15 protein-coding genes are annotated in these 16041 nt (G+C 56.2%); 5 read left to right on the top strand and 10 right to left on the bottom strand.

Features of this window, described 5'->3' with window-relative positions; genetic code table 11:
- Positions 1–95: 95 nt before the first annotated feature.
- From ACO06F_RS10135 to ACO06F_RS10125, 3 genes are all read right to left on the bottom strand, one after another.
- Positions 96–1184, bottom strand: coding sequence for an amino acid ABC transporter ATP-binding protein (locus tag ACO06F_RS10135; RefSeq protein ID WP_421696560.1), 1089 nt, complete (start codon positions 1182–1184; stop codon positions 96–98).
- On the bottom strand, positions 1181–2704 hold the full coding sequence (locus tag ACO06F_RS10130) for an ABC transporter permease subunit (RefSeq protein ID WP_421696559.1): 1524 nt from the start codon (positions 2702–2704) through the stop codon (positions 1181–1183). Before ACO06F_RS10130 ends, ACO06F_RS10135 begins: the two co-directional genes overlap by 4 nt.
- A gap of 278 nt (positions 2705–2982) precedes the next feature.
- The gene (locus tag ACO06F_RS10125; protein ID WP_421696558.1) at positions 2983–3135 is read right to left on the bottom strand and encodes a hypothetical protein; all 153 of its coding nucleotides are present in this window, start codon (positions 3133–3135) and stop codon (positions 2983–2985) included.
- 294 nt (positions 3136–3429) lie between these two features.
- On the opposite strand from ACO06F_RS10125, the gene ACO06F_RS10120 reads away from it, so the two are divergent.
- The 4 genes from ACO06F_RS10120 (at position 3430) to ACO06F_RS10105 (ending at position 6355) form a co-directional block, all read left to right on the top strand.
- Entirely contained in the window at positions 3430–4023 is a 594-nt protein-coding gene (locus tag ACO06F_RS10120) for a tyrosine-type recombinase/integrase (protein ID WP_421696557.1), read from the top strand.
- A gap of 111 nt (positions 4024–4134) precedes the next feature.
- Entirely contained in the window at positions 4135–4524 is a 390-nt protein-coding gene (locus tag ACO06F_RS10115; protein WP_421696556.1) for a DUF3768 domain-containing protein, read from the top strand.
- Positions 4514–5176 (top strand): hypothetical protein, encoded by a 663-nt coding sequence (locus tag ACO06F_RS10110; RefSeq protein WP_421696555.1) that lies wholly within the window; start codon positions 4514–4516, stop codon positions 5174–5176. The genes ACO06F_RS10115 and ACO06F_RS10110 overlap by 11 nt, the downstream gene beginning before the upstream one ends.
- Positions 5177–5272: 96 nt before the next feature.
- Positions 5273–6355 (top strand): hypothetical protein, encoded by a 1083-nt coding sequence (locus tag ACO06F_RS10105; protein ID WP_421696554.1) that lies wholly within the window; start codon positions 5273–5275, stop codon positions 6353–6355.
- A 483-nt stretch (positions 6356–6838) separates the two neighbouring features.
- Here the strand turns inward: ACO06F_RS10105 and ACO06F_RS10100 are convergent, their stop codons facing one another.
- The 6 genes from ACO06F_RS10100 to ACO06F_RS10075 all read right to left on the bottom strand — a co-directional run bounded on the left by ACO06F_RS10100 (position 6839) and on the right by ACO06F_RS10075 (position 12319).
- Positions 6839–7834, bottom strand: coding sequence for a 2-hydroxyacid dehydrogenase (locus ACO06F_RS10100; RefSeq protein ID WP_421696553.1), 996 nt, complete (start codon positions 7832–7834; stop codon positions 6839–6841).
- Between the two features lie 51 nt (positions 7835–7885).
- Entirely contained in the window at positions 7886–8719 is an 834-nt protein-coding gene (locus ACO06F_RS10095; protein WP_421696552.1) for a substrate-binding periplasmic protein, read from the bottom strand.
- Between the two features lie 106 nt (positions 8720–8825).
- Complete coding sequence (locus tag ACO06F_RS10090; RefSeq protein WP_421696551.1) at positions 8826–9605, bottom strand: amino acid ABC transporter ATP-binding protein; 780 nt, start codon at positions 9603–9605, stop codon at positions 8826–8828.
- A gap of 4 nt (positions 9606–9609) precedes the next feature.
- Entirely contained in the window at positions 9610–10575 is a 966-nt protein-coding gene (locus ACO06F_RS10085) for a dihydrodipicolinate synthase family protein (protein ID WP_421696550.1), read from the bottom strand.
- 37 nt (positions 10576–10612) lie between these two features.
- Positions 10613–11638 (bottom strand): LacI family DNA-binding transcriptional regulator, encoded by a 1026-nt coding sequence (locus ACO06F_RS10080; RefSeq protein ID WP_421696549.1) that lies wholly within the window; start codon positions 11636–11638, stop codon positions 10613–10615.
- An 18-nt stretch (positions 11639–11656) separates the two neighbouring features.
- A complete protein-coding gene (locus ACO06F_RS10075; protein ID WP_421696548.1) occupies positions 11657–12319 on the bottom strand; it encodes an amino acid ABC transporter permease in 663 nt (220 codons plus the stop codon).
- 185 nt (positions 12320–12504) lie between these two features.
- Here ACO06F_RS10075 and ACO06F_RS10070 point away from each other — a divergent pair, with 185 nt between their 5' ends.
- On the top strand, positions 12505–14217 hold the full coding sequence (locus tag ACO06F_RS10070; protein ID WP_421696657.1) for a dihydroxy-acid dehydratase: 1713 nt from the start codon (positions 12505–12507) through the stop codon (positions 14215–14217).
- 254 nt (positions 14218–14471) lie between these two features.
- Here the strand turns inward: ACO06F_RS10070 and ACO06F_RS10065 are convergent, their stop codons facing one another.
- The gene (locus tag ACO06F_RS10065; protein ID WP_421696547.1) at positions 14472–16010 is read right to left on the bottom strand and encodes a sugar ABC transporter ATP-binding protein; all 1539 of its coding nucleotides are present in this window, start codon (positions 16008–16010) and stop codon (positions 14472–14474) included.
- Between the last annotated feature and the right edge of the window lie 31 nt (positions 16011–16041).

The raw sequence follows: 16041 nt of genomic DNA, 5'->3' as shown, positions 1-16041 counted from the left end.
CACTTTTGCCACACGAAATTCGTGTGACCGTCGCGAGCGCATGGGGGAGGTGAGGGGAACCGAGCGACGGCCGGTCGAGCGCCTCTGTCCCACTCTTACGCCGCCTTCAGCAGCAGTGTCAGCGACGCTTGCTTATCATCAGCCGTGAAGCTCACATTCCGCGCCAGCGAGCGCACGATGCGGGCTTCCAATTCGCCGTCACCACTGGCGTCCAGGACGTCAGGGTAGGCCGGCCCGCCGGTGAAGCTCGCAGTCACGTCGCCGTTTCTCTCGGAGTGCGATATCTTCACCACCAGGCCGCCGGCGCCGATGTGCGGGCGGGACAATTCCAGCACCTCCTCCACCGCCAGAAGCAGATTGTGCCGCGCGGTGAAGAACAGTAGGTGCTTGTCGCAGAACATCTCTATCTGTGAATGGATGGCGTAGAGGTCGAAATCCGCCGACCGGATATGGTGCTCGTAGCTCCGGAGCCTATTGACGAAGGCGATGGTGCGGGGCCTCTGCGGATTGTCGAAAATCTGCTCGGGCGTTCCTTCCTCGTAGATAACGCCCTCGTCCATGTAGAAGACGCGGTTGGAAACATCGCGCGCGAACTCCATTTCGTGGGTGACGATGGCCATCGTCATGCCGTCCTTGGCCAGCCGGCGAATGACCGACAGCACCTCTCCCACCATGGTGGGGTCCAAGGCCGAGGTCGGCTCGTCGAACAGGATGATCTCGGGCTTCATGGCGAGGCAGCGCGCGATCGCCACGCGCTGGCGCTGCCCTCCCGAAAGCTGGTCCGGAAAGTGGTGCCGCTTCTCGGCCAGCCCCACGAGTCGGAGGAGTTCCGTCGCCTCCTCCTCGGCAACGGCGCGCGGCGTTCCCTTGAGGTGAATGGGCGCCAGCGTGAGATTGTCCAGCGCGCTCAGGTGGGCAAACAGGTTGAAGGACTGGAACACCATGTTCATTTTCTGGCGGATCGCCGGCACGTCGGCGTTGCGCGCCAGCGTGTTGATGCCATCGATCGTCACCTTGCCGCCCGTCGGCTTGTCCAGCAGGTTCAGGCAGCGCAGGAAGGTGCTTTTGCCAGTGCCCGATGGCCCGATGATCGAGACCACTTCGCCGGCGCGGATCTCGGCGTTGACGCCGTCCAGCACGGTGTGCGTGCCGAACGTCTTGGTGAGGCCTTCGACGCGGATCATGCTGCGGATACCTTTCGCGTTTTGCGGCGCGGGTCAGTGCGGCGCTCGGCCCAGTCCATCAGCGCAATGAGCATGTAGGACATGAGGAAATAGAGAACGGCCACGAGCACCAGCGGGAAGAATGCATCGAAGGTGCGGGCCCGGATGATGTCGCTCGCCTTGGTCAGGTCAAGTACCGCGATGTAGCCGACGATGGACGTCATCTTCACGATGGAGATGACCTCGCCTTTGTAGACGGGGAGGATGCGCCGCACCATCTGCGGCAGGATCACCAGGCGGAATGTTTTCTTCCGGCTGAAGCCCATTGCGAGGCCGGCCTCGGTCTGCCCGGTCTCGATGCCCTCGATGCCGGTGCGGAAGATCTCCGCCGCATAGGCCGCGAAGTTGAGCCCGAAGGCGACGACGGCCACCAGCACCGGGCTGATGTTCACCGATGCGAAGACCACGTAGAAGATCAGCATCAGCAGCACCACGACGGGAATGCCGCGCAGCACCGAAATGAAGATCCTCGCCGGCACCTGGAGCAGGGGAGAGCGCGCCATCCGCATGAAGCACACGATACCGCCAAGTGCGGTGCCGAACAGGGTGGAAAGCACCGAGATGATAAACGTGACCTTCAGCCCCTCCCACAAGAGCAGGTAGCGCTTCTCCGCCAGAATGTTGCTCTCGATACTCTCCTTCAAGCCATCCCAGAAACCGGGTTCCGCCGTGGCGGGGCCAACACCCGCCGCCCAGTTGCGCACCATCATCACCTGTGAGTTGGCATAGTAGGGTTGGGTGAAATCCACGAACTTGCGGCGCTGGTCGGTGGCCGTCATGCCGGTCACGATCATGTCGATCTTGCCGGACTGGAGGGCCGGGATGAGGGCGAGGAATTTCATGTCATGGAACTCGACGGGCCGTTTCAGGCGCTGGGCGATGAGGCGCGCCAGGTCTCCGTCATGACCGGAGACGCGGCCGTTCTCGTCGACGAAGCTGAAGGGCTCGCGCGTGGCACTGACGCCGACGCGCAGCGGCTCGCCCGTGGCGGGAAGCGGAATGTCGATCTGCTCATAGGGGCCGGGGCCGGTCTTGAACCAGCGCCGGCTCATCGACTGGAAGGCGCCTTCGGCCTTGAGGTCCGAGATGATCTTGTCCACCGCTGTGAACAGTTCGGTGTTGCCCTTGTGGACGGCAATTGCCGTGTCCTCAATGCTCAGCTTTTCATCGAGAAGGCGGAGGTCCGGGTTCCGGCGCACCAGCAGAAGCGAGGTCGAGTAGGCGGTGATGATCGCATCGAGCTGGCCTGATTTCAGCGCCCCGAAGGCATCGGCGACATTGTCGAAGCTCTGGATATGCGCTTGTGGAAACTGCTGCGTCGCGATTGCCTCGCTGGTTGAGCCCGTCATAACGCCGATGCGGGCGTGCTGCGCGTCCGCCGTCTTCTCGATGACGAGAACATCCGTTTGCTTGCAACCCGGGAGGGCGACAAGGCTGAGCGTCACCGCGAAGAGCACGGCCAAGGATTTCAGTCTGTTCATGGGGTTCCCGTCACGGCTAGCTGCGCCGCCGCAGCATTATGGGGGAAGCCGTGATCGGCAAAGGCCAATCAGCGCCAATTCACGATCCATGCTTACTTTGATGAATTTTATGGTCAGGATGAAACCGGGGATTATCCATTTCTCCGGTATTCACGTTCCGCGCCGATGCGTCGCGCTCCACCTCATCCTCACGTGGGCGGAGTGGAGGCGCAGCTCCCGAAGATTCGGCGGGGTGAGAGGGCGCTCTTTGCGGGAAGGAGCATGATGTGTGCCGCTGCCTAGATGACCGAGCACACCAGCAGCACGTCGGATAGGAGGCGTGGTGCAGCGCCATCGCCTGCGTGTGTCGCCGCAAGGAAGCCGGTGATCGTCATCGCTATCGCGGGCAGGCGGATGAGGAGCGCGATCTCGCGGCATGGCAGGCTTAGCATCAAACCCCTACTTGGAATCCGGTTGGCATTTGAAGTCCCCCCGGTGGATATCGATCTTCTCATCCGGGACGCTAGATGCCGCCGTGTTTTGCCCACTATCGCCGGTCCAACGGACGGCCATCGGTTTAGGTCACTAACAAAGAGTGACAGGCGTGGAAAATAGCTTAAAAACTGATTAATTTCAAGTACTTGACGAATTTGAACAGTCGTGCTAAAATCACAGGGCCGGGCGATTGGGGTCGATTTTTGCCCCCACCCGACATTCCCACAATACACCACATGTTGAGGACTACCATGAACGGACAACCAGCGAAGGTTCTCCGTCCCACCGACGTGCGCCGGGCGATTTCGCTCGTGGCCCGGGGCCGTCACGGGACGCGGAACAAGGCAATGATTCTACTGAGCGTGAAGGCTGGCCTAAGGGCCGGTGAGATTGCCAAGCTCACTTGGGCGATGATCACCGATAGCAACGGTGACATCGGTGAGTTCATCGAACTGCCCGGGTCGGCGGCCAAGTACGGGTCCGGCCGCCGGCTGCCGCTGCAAGCCGATCTCCGGCAGACCCTCGTTCGGCTGCGGCGACGGTCCTTCGCGGGAGGGCCAGTTGATCTCGAAACGGCGGTTATCCGCTCGGAACGCGGCAGCCACATGAACCCCAAAGCGGTCGTGAACTGGTTCCACGTCCTGTATGCCGATGTCGGTCTGAAGGGCTGCTCTTCCCACTCCGGGCGGCGCACCTTCATTACCAATGCCGCCAAGCTGGTGCATAGGGCAGGGGGATCTCTACGGGACGTGCAACTCCTTGCCGGCCATCGGTCGATCCAAACCACTGAACGATACATCGAAGGCGACGGTGTCGCCCAACGCCGCCTCGTGAGACTGCTCTAGCACGCAGCTAGACCCCTGCCTGGACCGACATGATCCAGGTTCGTCTGGTCCGATGAGGGCCGACCTTTCCCACAAATCCACATCAACCACATTGAACAACGGAGTTCCGTCATGACGGACAGCGATCGCATAGCCATGCCTGAAACCGAGCTTGAGCCGTCTAAGAAGGCGGAACAGGAGCGACGGGCCAAGATCCGAGAGCTCAACGATCACTTGCGGCTGCATGCCCATGGAGGCGTGTGGCGAGTAACGGCAGGGATCGCCAGCCTGCCACCCGCAACGACCCGTCAGGTCCTGAAGGCAGTCGCCTCCTTCTCAGACTTCAACGCTGACAATGACCCCTGGGATGAGCACGACTGCGCGGTGATGGAGGTGGCGGGCGAGCGGATCATCTGGAAGATCGACTGCTACGATCGAACCCAGACCCTCCTCTCACCTGACCCGGCCAATCCCAAGGTCACCCTTCGCGTTCTCACAGTGATGCTTGGCCATGAATACTGACACCTTGACCAAGCCCGAACATCGCGAGGAACGCCGCCCAAAGGCTTCGCAAGGCCAAGCAAAGCCAAAGCGGATGCGATGGGGACCCAAACCCTCGCAATACCGGCTGAAGCCCTTCCAGCAGGGTCACCTCGACCCCCTATGTGGAGAGTACGCCATCGTGAACGCCTTAAGGCTCCTGACCAGACCGAACGACGGGCTGGACAAGCTCTTCTGGGAAGATCTGTTCGGCTACGTGATGAGCCGGGCTGACCGTCTATTCGGCATCCGGCGCATTCTCGACGACGGCACCCCGCCATGGCTGAACAAGGCCCTCCTGCCCATGGTACTGAAGCGCTTTGAAGCCGGGGCAGGGTTTTCGGTCGAGACATTAACCCTGAGCCAGGTCGGGGAAAGCAATCACAAGACCGATCCCATGGCTGCCCTTCAGGCGGCCTTAGCTGACCGAAGAGCCGCGGCCCTGGTGCTTCTGGGAGGGGGATACCATCACTGGACCGTGGTGAGGGCGGTAACGCCTCGGGCCGTGTGGCTGTTCGACAGCGACGGGTTGAAGAGCCTCCTGCGATCTGACATCGCGCCAAGCTACCTAAGGCAGGAAGGCCGGCGGTTCGTCGTGTCCCAACGGCCCATACGGGTGCTGAGGCGCCTTTAGCACCTTGCGCCGCGGCCAAGCCGACAGATTGGCCGCGGCTCTCCCCTTCCGAACCGCTCCACCCCCAGAATATCAATGACAGGAGAGTCATCCCCTATGGAGACCACGATCAATCACGCCTACGATCTCGCTTGTGCTGCAGATCTCATCAAGTGCGCCCAGGTCACGACGGACTACCAGATCCCGGCCTGTAAGCTCGCAGGGCCACTTGTCGGTGCCGTCACGAACGTCTTTCCGGGTCATTTGCTCGCGGTGTACCTGCTGACGGACGTCAGTCGCCGCCAGGTATGGAATGCCTATCTCGCCTCGCCACGCATTGCACCGCAGATGTCATCTCTTTCAGGGGGAGATGTCGCCGAGCTGCGGGCGAGTCTACTGACCTGCCGGTCAGCTGAACTCATCGAAGCTGGATACGGATCGTCGGAACGTGGGCTGATCGGGCTCTATGGAAAGCTTGGCCCGGAAGCTCTTTCGCCCGAGTTCTATGTCTCATTCCACGCGACGCTTTCGACAAACGAAGCATTGCGCCGAACGCTGTCCCATGCCCCCGCCATCGACACCAAAGCACTCTCCTTGCTCTTCTCCTTTCCCACGCAGCTGCAGTCCTACGCCCTAGCGCGTCAGCTCATCGAAATCGCCGATCCCATGCGGTTCCTCGAACTCCACGACTGTATTCAGCGGCAATGCTTCCCAGGGAAGCAAGCGCTGATGGAACGGCTTTACCGCCTCATTCGTGTTGGCAAGGGATTTCGGGCGGCCTTGAAAGACATCTACCACGCTCTGTCCTTTCCAACGCAAGTGGTCCCAGATGGGGCAAAGCTCCGCTTCATTCCCAATGGTTCAGAACTAATCAAAATCGCGGAGCGATATCGCAACTGCCTCAAAGATCACCTTTGGGATGCATTTAGCGGCGAATCCCAGTTCTACGAATGGAGTTGCCCGAGCCCTGCCATGATTTGCCTGAAGCGGCATCGGGGAAACACCTGGTGGATCTCGGCTATGAGCCTCAAGGACAACGTGGAACCCTCGAAGGAGCTTCAATGCGAAATTCGCACCCACTTTGCGCCGTACGAAATAGGTGAACGGCGCTGTATCGCCGATCTGTTTGACCAGTTTTTGGAAGAACCGACCAACATGTCACACGAGCTCGCGGTGCTGGAAGCAATGCGGCGAGGTTGAAACGCGACTTGCTTCCGCGCGATGTGGCAAATGTACACTTTTGCCACAGCTGAAAAATTCAATCCGCCTTCAAGCTGAACCATCATCTCCCCTCGGCGTGCATTCTCGCATTCGCCTGAAGCCTTGGATCTGCCGTTCGTCAGAGCGTCTTCAACTCATACAACGCTTCCTCCGAGAGCACGGGCTGAATTCAAGCGGAGCTGCTAGCGATCCGACTGCACGTTTTAGAAAATCCCATAGGTTCAACGCTCTGATTTGCCAGATCGTGCCGGCAAAACTCGAGTGGAGGACGGCAATTTCGGAACGCGAAGCTCGTGGCGAACATCGATGCGATCCCAAGGTCCCAATGAACTCAGCATGACGCTTGTGCGGCTATCAGCACTGATCCAAGTCACAACAATCCACGTGACGCCAATGACCCAGTGTCGATAGACGCAAACTATTCAACCAGTCTAGCGAAAGAACACCTTCATTTGTTAGCGTTCACAAGGGTCGAAACACCTCGGGATTCAGCGCATCGTGCGGACATCTTCCATCTAACAATTCCTTAATAGATGCCGCGACTGACTGCATATATTCAGCGTACATCTCGTCACTTACTCCAACTGCGTGGGGCGTCAGGAGTAGATTTGGAACCGCCCTAAGGGGGCTATCCGGTGGAAGTGGTTCTGTTGCAAAGACGTCAAGTGCTGCTCCGCCCAAATGCCCCGACCTTAGTGCATCGTAGAGAGCTGTTTCATCCACTACCGCACCCCGACCGGTGTTAACGAGATAACTGCCTGGTCTCATGAGGTTTAACATTTCGCTAGAAATGAGTCCCCGCGTCGTTGTATTCAGCGGGCAATTTACTGAGATAAAGTCGGCCGTCCTCATCAGCTCATCTAGCCCCACCCGCCGATCACCCGGCAAGTCTGCGACAGATGCCAACGGATCATAATACGCTATTGTCATCCCAAAACATCGCGCCCGAGTGGCCACGGCCCGCCCGATCCGCCCGTATCCAACGATCCCAAGTGTTTTCCCCTTGAGGCCAACTGCGCCATGTGCCAAGGGGGCATCCCAGTCTCCGGAAGGGTCCATGACTATGGTGCGGCGTTTGAGTAGTTGTGTCGCGAGGGCTAGAACAAGCGCGATTACCCCTGTCGCCATCGAATCTTCACCGGCCTGGACCACCCGCGTCACAAGAATGCCCTTTGCGGAAGCTGCATTGACGTCTATGTCGTCATGACCCTTGCCAAAACGGCAAACCATTCGTGTTCTTCGACCTGAGAGGATCTCGCCTCTGTCGACACCGCAATCACCTAGAACCAATATGTCGACTTGATCAGTTGTCGTCGGGACGACCAACCTATCTGAAGACATCTGAACACGTTGCACTTTGACGTTTCTGTTGTGAAGTTCGGTGGAGAAGTCGACGGCCGGGTGAATTGGCCGGCCGTCGCTGTTGATGAGATCTCCAGATATCCCAATGGTGAGCATCTACTACTCTCCTGTTCAGAGTGGCCCAGCATCATTGGGCGCTATGGTGCACTATTTGGCGTACTTTCCCGTTTGGTAGGCGTCGCTCGTCAATCCATAGCTTTCAAGGACTCGCTTGGTTTCTCCCGCTGCTACCATCTGCTCCAACTTGGCGTCAAAAGCCTCTACCAAGCTCGCACTTCCTTCCTTAGGAAATGTGAAGTAAACACCTGGCAAAGTGTCCGCGCCGAGATATTCTGGTGGCATGTAGTCGACCAATTGAAGGTCGTAGTTCGGATTTTGCTTCACAGCGTAGTCAAACGTAAAGCCCCACCAAATCCCCGCATCAACCCGTCCCGCTTTGATGTCCATCAGCATTGTGTCGCCTGTATCGTATTTCTTTATGTCGGCAAGTCCGAATCGCTCTTGAAGTTTCGTCGCCTCCATTTCCTGAGCGGAACCCCGAACAACGCCGATCGTCTTTCCCTTCAGATCTTCAAATGTCTTAATGTCATTTCGATCTTTCTGCGTGACAAGGGCGTCGACGCCATACCAAAAGGCGGTTTTATTGTAAGCGATAACTTTTGCCCGCTCTTCAGTGTGATAGAGCCCAACAATCACATCCACACGACCCGAGTTGAGCGCCGGCGCAAGCGCTGCATGCGTCAGAGGAATAGGATCCACCTCAACACCAAGCTCTTTCCCAACTGCGTTGGTAAAGTCAGCATCTATTCCCTTCCATTCGCCAGTCGATGTATCTACCCAGGATTCGGGTGGAGCGACGAACATACCGACCCGGATGTATCCTCGGGATTTGATCTCGTCTAGGAGATCCGCGGCTGACACCGAGATGGCCGTGACCGCAAGGGTCATGGCGGCGAAAAGCAATTTGGCGATTATCCTCATCTTAACTCTCCCTAAACTCAATGGTTGAAGCCAGTGGCATTCACCGTCTGGCCAGGATTATATAACGTTAAACAAAGCGCTTCATCTCCTTTCCTATGTCGACTTCCTAAACTTCAGACGCCGCAATCATAACGTCGCGGCTAAGAACTGCTCTCAGAAACTGCTTCAACCTCGGATGCTGTGGATCTTCGAAGATTTGCTCTGGAGCGCCACTTTCGATAATGTGTCCATGGTCCATAAATATTACGCGAGACGCCGTTTCTCTCGCAAAACCCATCTCGTGGGTTACGAGCAACATTGTCATTCCATCTTTTGCGAGGCGCCTTATGACTTGGAGCACCTCTCCCACGAGTTCGGGGTCAAGTGCAGACGTAATTTCATCTAGTAGTAGAACACTGGGGTTCATGGCCAATGCTCTAGCTATTGCGACGCGCTGTTTTTGACCTCCCGAGAGCTGACCGGGAAATGCATCTGCTCTATGATCAAGCCCGACCATTTTGAGGAGACGCAGCGCTTTGGAGTGGGCATCGGCCTTGCTCTCTCCCAAGACTTGAGTGGGTCCTTCCATGATATTGCCGAGCACTGAGAAATGGGTAAACAGATTAAAGTGCTGAAACACCATACCCATTCGTGATCGCACAGCACATATGTCGGTATCCGAGGTTAGTCTTTGTCCTTCAAATGTTATTTCTCCGCTCTCGGCTCTCTCGAGATGGTTCAGGCAACGAAGCAGTGTGCTCTTGCCCGAACCACTCGGACCAATGATTGCGACAACCTCGCCCTCTGCAACTGTCAAATCAATGCCCTGAAGAACAGGAGTGCTGCCAAAACTCTTAAATAGGTTCCTTATCTCGAGAATTGGTCTTGGAGAGATCGACAACGTCATCCCCCTATGCGCTCAGCCGACCAATTGATTTTGACCAATGAGAAACGATTGCTTCTCCCTCGGCGTCTATCGCTCCTGCCGGACTCCTAACGGAAGCATTCTCAACAGGAAGACCAAGTCGATCGCAGAGTAGGCGCTTTCCGTACACAAGGAAGCGGTCCAATGAATCCATCATGAAGGTGAGGAGAGGAGCCAGTCGCACATAGGCTTCATCCGCTGCCTGCCGCTCATCGCTTCTGTCGGACTTTAAACCGTTAAAGATTTTGACCAGGTAGTCAGCCAACTCCGCCCCGGGTATACATCCAGCGCAACCCGCCCGCATCGAATCTGGAAGATCTACACCATCCATGCCATTGAATACTGTAAACTTCTCATTTGTCTCTCGGAGAAGTCCGGCTACCGCGTGGGCGCTCATCTCCACCTTAAGCAGGCTTAAGTTCGCGTGCCTGCGCGCTAACTCAAGCGCTGTGGCGGCCGACACCGCGTTCCCAAGGTATTCTGGTGCAATCTGAAGTCCTGTGGGTAGATCTACTTTCTCGAGCACGGAAGAAAAGTAGCCAGCAAGGGACGCTTCCGATACTCCAGTGACCGGAGGCGGCTGGAGCACAAGCCATTGAGCCCCGCAAGACCGGGCTTGCTTAGCAAGCGCAACCTGCTCAGCGATGTTTGGACCTGGTATCGTAACGGAAAGCGGAAGCCGACCGCCAAGATCCTCTGAAACCCACTCAAGAAGCAGTTGCCGCTCGGCAAGACTAAGCTTGTTCGACTCAGTGGCTAGCCCAAGGACTGCGATGCCGTGAGAGCCGATGTCGACCATTGCATTCAGTTGGCGGCGCATTGCCTCTCGATCAAGAGATCCGTCGGGTGCGAACAATGCGAATAGCATTGGGTAAACCCCATGAAACTGATGATCCCGCCGGCCATTCAAATCCATCTCAAGACCCCTGTATGTCTGTGTAACGATAAACAATCATCCCTAGTGCACTCTGTCAATGGTTTATAGGGCTTTAGAGGGAGTTGCCCCTTTGAAGCCGAACGGGCATCACGATGTCGCGCCTGAGAAATCGGCCCTTCTCCATTCGAGCTAAGATTTCACGTCCACCCAGTTCTCCCATTTCGTAGGCGGGAGACTTCATCGTTGTAAGGGTAGGTCGCGCATATCTCGCAAAATCAAATGCGTTGAAACCGGTCACTTTAATATCCTCTGGGATCCGGATACCTTGGTCCAGCAACCAACATTGCGCTGCAATGGCAATCTGATCATTTCCAGCAAGCACTGCGTCCGGGACGCCGTGTCTAGCTATGTAGGAGGCTAGCGTGACTTGCACGCTTTCGAAGTCACCATTTGGTGCCTGAAGTACAGTGAGTGAAGTCGCAGGCCAGCGACGTATGCTTGATCTTATTCCTCTTTCTCGAGCTTCTAACGCTGGCCAGGGATGAGCGAGTGTCAGATAAACGACCTTTCTCGCACCACTTTCAGCCACCATGTTCGCGAGTATTCGTCCTCCAACTGCATCATCCTGTCGAATGCTCAAAACGCTCTTGTTCTCTGCATCGAGCTTATCCTGAAAAACGATCAGTGGTTCACTGTGCTTCGATAGCTCTTCATAAACGGCCCTTCGTTCTGTTCGAGTCCCAGAACAGAATATGCATAGCCCGTCGACCAGGCTTTGCCGCAGCATCATTATATTAGATAGTTCTCTTAGCGGAGTTCCCTGCAGAAGCAGACCGTAGCCATTGAGGTTTAAGAAATTGCTCAAACCGGCGACCAGATTAGTTGTGTAAGCGTCAGCAATGAATGTAGGACTGGGATCAACGATGATCATTCCCACAGCAAACCTTCTGGCCAACCTGAGCGATTTGCCCGACAAGTTCGTTCGGTACCCCAAACTACTAACGGCCTGCTCGACGCGTTTTCGGGTCTCCTCGGTGGCATGTTGGAATTTACCGTTGATGACGTTCGAGACTGTCATCACGGACACTCCAGACTTCTTTGCAACGTCTTTGAGAGTAACACGTTTGAGCGTCAACATTTCCATTACCCTAAGCGGTCACCGCCCCTGATGACGATGGCTGCGTTTCTCCAACCTGCGAACAAAGAACGAGAGTGGAACGCAGATCATGAGGTATATAACGCCGGTAATGGCGTAAACATCCATACTTCGAAACGTCTGGCTCGCCACATCATATGCCCGATACATTATTTCTGGCACCGAAATAGTGAGAGCCAAAGAGGTATCTTTGATCAGTGCGATTAGGAAATTGGTGAGTGGCGGAATGACCAGTTGGAGCGCTTGGGGGAGAACAATGCGCCGCATAATCTGCGGATCTCGCATACCTATTGACTTAGCCGCCTCAATCTGGCCCCGATCAACCGACTCAATGCCGGCGCGGAAGATTTCAGCGACATATGCGCCGCCAATCACTCCAAGAGTGATAGTTGCCGCTGGAATTGGATCGAGTCGAATACCCCATGAGGTTAAGCCGAAATACACGATGAATAATTGGAGAAGGGCGGGTGTACCCCTTATGAGTTCCACGTAAAAAAGTGCCAACCCTCTTACCAAGCGACGTTTAGCTAGGCCCATAAGCGCAATTGCCAAACCAAGAGGAAGGCTAACTGCCAGGGAAAAGACCGTCAATTTGAACGTGACAACCGCACCTGTCAGAATGTATGGCGTGTACTTGGTGGCGAGCTCTAGAAAACTATCCATTGCAATTGCTCACTTATCGGTTTAACGTTATACAAGCACGACTAGGGTGTTCCCGCAATGGGTTTTCCCGTCATGAAACTAGATGCTTGTGGCGTGTATATCGTTAAATTGAATGACGCTTCGAGCCCGGGATAGAAGTCCGCGCTGAGCATTCTAAATTCGTGATTCGTAAGGAATTCGAAGAGATGAGTAGCCGATCGTCACACTGGTTCCGTGGTTCATCGAAATCAAACATCGTGCATCGAAGCTGGATGTTGGGTCAGGGTATTCCGCCCGACAGGCTTGATGGTCGTCCCGTCATTGGAATCTGCAACACTTGGTCGGAGTTGACACCTTGTAATGCTCATCTTCGCGAACTGGCGGAGTTTGTAAAGCGGGGCGTCTTTGAGGCAGGCGGCCTTCCAGTCGAGTTCCCGGTCACATCGCTTGGAGAGTCGAACATGAGACCAAGCGCGATGCTTTACCGCAATCTTGTCAGCATGGACGTTGAATCGACTATTAACGCAAATCCCATTGACGGGGTGGTATTGCTCGCAGGTTGCGACAAGACCACACCAGCCCTACTAATGGGCGCCGCAAGTGCAGATCTTCCGACACTTGTTGTATCTGCCGGTCCAATGCTCGTTGGCACTTATGGCGGAAGCAGAGTGGGTTCAGGCACTGACCTGTATCGAATGAGCGAAGAGATACGGGCTGGAACGCGATCCTATAAGGATTTGGATGCTGCCGCGGGCGCGACGAATCGCACCGTTGGAACGTGTAATTCGATGGGGACGGCGTCTACTATGGCGTGTCTTGTGGAGGCTATGGGACTAGCGCTTCCCGGAAACGGAACCATACCTGCGGTCGACGCGCGGCGTCGAGTACTTGCGCAAAACTCTGGTGTCGAGATTGTGGGTCTGGTGAAGCGAGGCGTGAAGCTCTCGGATCTGCTTACCCTCGGTTCTCTCCATAACGCCATCCGGGTATCTTCCGCAATTGGTGGCTCGACCAACGCCGTCATCCATCTGCAAGCCGTCGCTGGTCGTCTCGACATTCCCCTTCGCCTGGAAGACTGGGACCGGCTCAGCAGGGGTGTGCCAAACATCGTCGACCTTCTTCCATCGGGGCAAGGGCTGATGGACGATTTCTTCGCTGCTGGCGGCCTTCAGCCAGTGCTTAAAAGTTTAGTATTGGCTGGACTGATTGACGGTGACTTGCCGACTTTAACAGGTAGAACGCTGTTTGAGGCATGTGAGTTGAGCGATAGAGTCAATGAGGGAGTTATAAGGACTCTGCTTGATCCCGTTGCCCGTGAAGGGGGGGTTGCTGTGTTACGAGGCAACCTCGCACCTGACGGCGCGCTTCTGAAGCTATCGGCCGCATCGCCAATCTTTAACAAGCACCGTGGTCGGGCAATCGTGTTTGATGGGATTGACGACTACTACCGACGGATAGACGAGGATGGTCTTGATGTCACCCCTTCCTCTGTACTCGTTTTGCGCAATTGTGGACCACGTGGCTATCCTGGTATGCCTGAGGTAGCAAACATTGGACTTCCCCGGAAAATTCTCGCCATGGGCATTCGAGATATGGTGCGCATCTCTGACGCGCGAATGAGCGGGACGGCCTATGGCACAGTAATTCTCCACGTCTCTCCGGAGGCCGCAATCGGTGGGCCCCTAGGAATGGTACGCGACGGGGATGTCGTGGAGTTGGATGTCGAGCTTCGGGAGCTTAGACTAGCTGTGGACGAGCCTATTCTATCTGCACGGATGCTTGAATGGCGGAAGCCGCATAGTAGTGTTTCTGGCTACGAGGGTCTCTTCGTTGAACACGTGATGCAGGCGCATGAAGGATGTGACTTCCCATTTTTGCGTGGAAAGCGATCAGCGGGACTGCCAGCTCAGTATCTCTAATTCCATCCGGCGAGTCTGTTAGAGGAATTCCTGATTCCAGCAATCTGCTGTTGCCGTGATTGCGAAGAGACATGTTGACCGCAAGTATCGCTTAGTCAATGCTTCCCTGTTGCTCCAGACACCAGTAATGCGGTCGAGTAGATCGCGGGCGCGAAAGCGTATGTGCCCGGTGTCGACGATCGGCCGACGATTTGTGGTGCTGTACGATTGAGGCATACCCTGACTGGCAGAGCAGCGCCGGGTCTGCAACGCAGTCATAGTGCGGACTGGTCCCCTCCCGAGACCCACAATGCGACATCGACCTTGGTCGCTTCACCTTTCTGGAATTCGCAGATTGAATTGCCCCGGAACATGATCCGGACGCGGTCGCACAGCCCGATTGTTTCCTCGATTTCCGACGAGGTAAACAGCAGGGCCATACCGCCCGCTGCAAGTTCGGCGCAGAGTTGATATATCTCGGCCTTGGCCCCAACGTCCACGCCGCGGGTAGGATCGTTCAGCAGCAACACAGTCGGGCCAGTTGCCATCCATTTGGCAAGTACGACTTTCTGCTGGTTGCCGCCGCTGAGGTTGACGACCCGTTTGTCCACGCTATCTGTGACGATGTTCAAGCGTTTGACGTAGTCACGGGCCATTTTCCCTTCGGCCTTGCGGTCAATTACTCCCAAAGCGAAGAGCAGCTGGTCGAGAATCGGCAAGCTCACATTGTGTCGAATCGACCACGAGGTCAGAAGGCCCTCGTCGCGGCGATTGGCCGGGACCAGCGCAAGCCTCTGTTTTATCGCTTGAAATGGCGAAGTTGGGGTCGGGCGGCCGTCGGAGTATATGATCGATCCGGACGTTGCAGTTCGAAGCCCGAACAGGATATCGAAAATGTCATCTATGCCGGAGCCTTCAAGCCCTGCGAACCCGAGGATCTCGCCGGCGCGGAGTTCGAAACTTACGTCCTTCAGGGCTGGCTCAGCTGCAAGGTTCCTTACGCTCAATACAACTGGTGTGTCGCCCGGCACTGCAGGGCGAGCAGGAAACGATTCCTCAATCCGCCGGCCTACCATCTCGGTGATTATCTTTGGGATGGTGGTTTTGCCGGTCGCCCAGGTGCCCTGGCATTGCCCATCTCGAATGACAGTGATGCGATCGCAAATCGAGAATACTTCCTCGAGCCGGTGCGAGACGTAGATGATCGTAAGACCACGATCGCGCAAACTGCGCAGGATTTCGAAAAGCCGCTCAGATTCGTAAGCATTCAGGGCGGAATTTGGCTCGTCCATTATGATAATGTCGGACTTCAGGTGGAAGGTTCTGGCGATTTCGACGAGTTGCCGCTCTCCAACCGCAAGGGACCCGACCGTCCGTGATGGATCGAGGTCTACGCCCATGTCCGTGAGCACCTGACGGGCTTCATGGTTCATCTCACGATTGTTAAGGATGCCGAGTGTCGATCTCTCGCGATTAGCGAAGATGTTGGCGGTGATCGAAAGATCCGGAAATAGTGCAAGTTCCTGGGATACGATGCTGACACCAGCTTGGCGGGCCTGCAGGGGAGAGTTCAGCGAGACGGCTTCGTTGCGAAGAAATATCTGGCCGGTGTCGGGCTGATAGATGCCAGCCATGATTTTCATGAGGGTGGATTTGCCTGCGCCGTTTTCTCCAACGAGAGCGTGGATCTCGCCCTTGGCAATCGCCACCGAAACATCGCGTAACGCATTGACCCCGCCAAACCGCTTGCTGATGTGTTCGACGCGGATCATATCTGCATTAGCGGTAGTTGCGGATGTCATCTGGCTGATCACGATCTACCTTGTTAGCTCTCCCTCCCCGCAG

Source organism: Aestuariivirga sp. (assembly GCF_965227715.1).
GTDB lineage: Bacteria > Pseudomonadota > Alphaproteobacteria > Rhizobiales > Aestuariivirgaceae > Aestuariivirga.
This window is presented reverse-complemented; position numbering and strand designations above follow the sequence as displayed.

Excerpts from the sequence above, each read along its gene's own strand:
- ACO06F_RS10135 (WP_421696560.1), bottom strand. The coding sequence starts at position 1,184 with ATGATCCGCGTCGAAGGCCTCACCAAGACGTTCGGCACGCACACCGTG.
- ACO06F_RS10130 (WP_421696559.1), bottom strand. The coding sequence starts at position 2,704 with ATGAACAGACTGAAATCCTTGGCCGTGCTCTTCGCGGTGACGCTCAGC.
- ACO06F_RS10125 (WP_421696558.1), bottom strand. The coding sequence starts at position 3,135 with ATGCTAAGCCTGCCATGCCGCGAGATCGCGCTCCTCATCCGCCTGCCC.
- ACO06F_RS10120 (WP_421696557.1), top strand. The coding sequence starts at position 3,430 with ATGAACGGACAACCAGCGAAGGTTCTCCGTCCCACCGACGTGCGCCGG.
- ACO06F_RS10115 (WP_421696556.1), top strand. The coding sequence starts at position 4,135 with ATGACGGACAGCGATCGCATAGCCATGCCTGAAACCGAGCTTGAGCCG.
- ACO06F_RS10110 (WP_421696555.1), top strand. The coding sequence starts at position 4,514 with ATGAATACTGACACCTTGACCAAGCCCGAACATCGCGAGGAACGCCGC.
- ACO06F_RS10105 (WP_421696554.1), top strand. The coding sequence starts at position 5,273 with ATGGAGACCACGATCAATCACGCCTACGATCTCGCTTGTGCTGCAGAT.
- ACO06F_RS10100 (WP_421696553.1), bottom strand. The coding sequence starts at position 7,834 with ATGCTCACCATTGGGATATCTGGAGATCTCATCAACAGCGACGGCCGG.
- ACO06F_RS10095 (WP_421696552.1), bottom strand. The coding sequence starts at position 8,719 with ATGAGGATAATCGCCAAATTGCTTTTCGCCGCCATGACCCTTGCGGTC.
- ACO06F_RS10090 (WP_421696551.1), bottom strand. The coding sequence starts at position 9,605 with ATGACGTTGTCGATCTCTCCAAGACCAATTCTCGAGATAAGGAACCTA.
- ACO06F_RS10080 (WP_421696549.1), bottom strand. The coding sequence starts at position 11,638 with ATGTTGACGCTCAAACGTGTTACTCTCAAAGACGTTGCAAAGAAGTCT.
- ACO06F_RS10075 (WP_421696548.1), bottom strand. The coding sequence starts at position 12,319 with ATGGATAGTTTTCTAGAGCTCGCCACCAAGTACACGCCATACATTCTG.
- ACO06F_RS10070 (WP_421696657.1), top strand. The coding sequence starts at position 12,505 with ATGAGTAGCCGATCGTCACACTGGTTCCGTGGTTCATCGAAATCAAAC.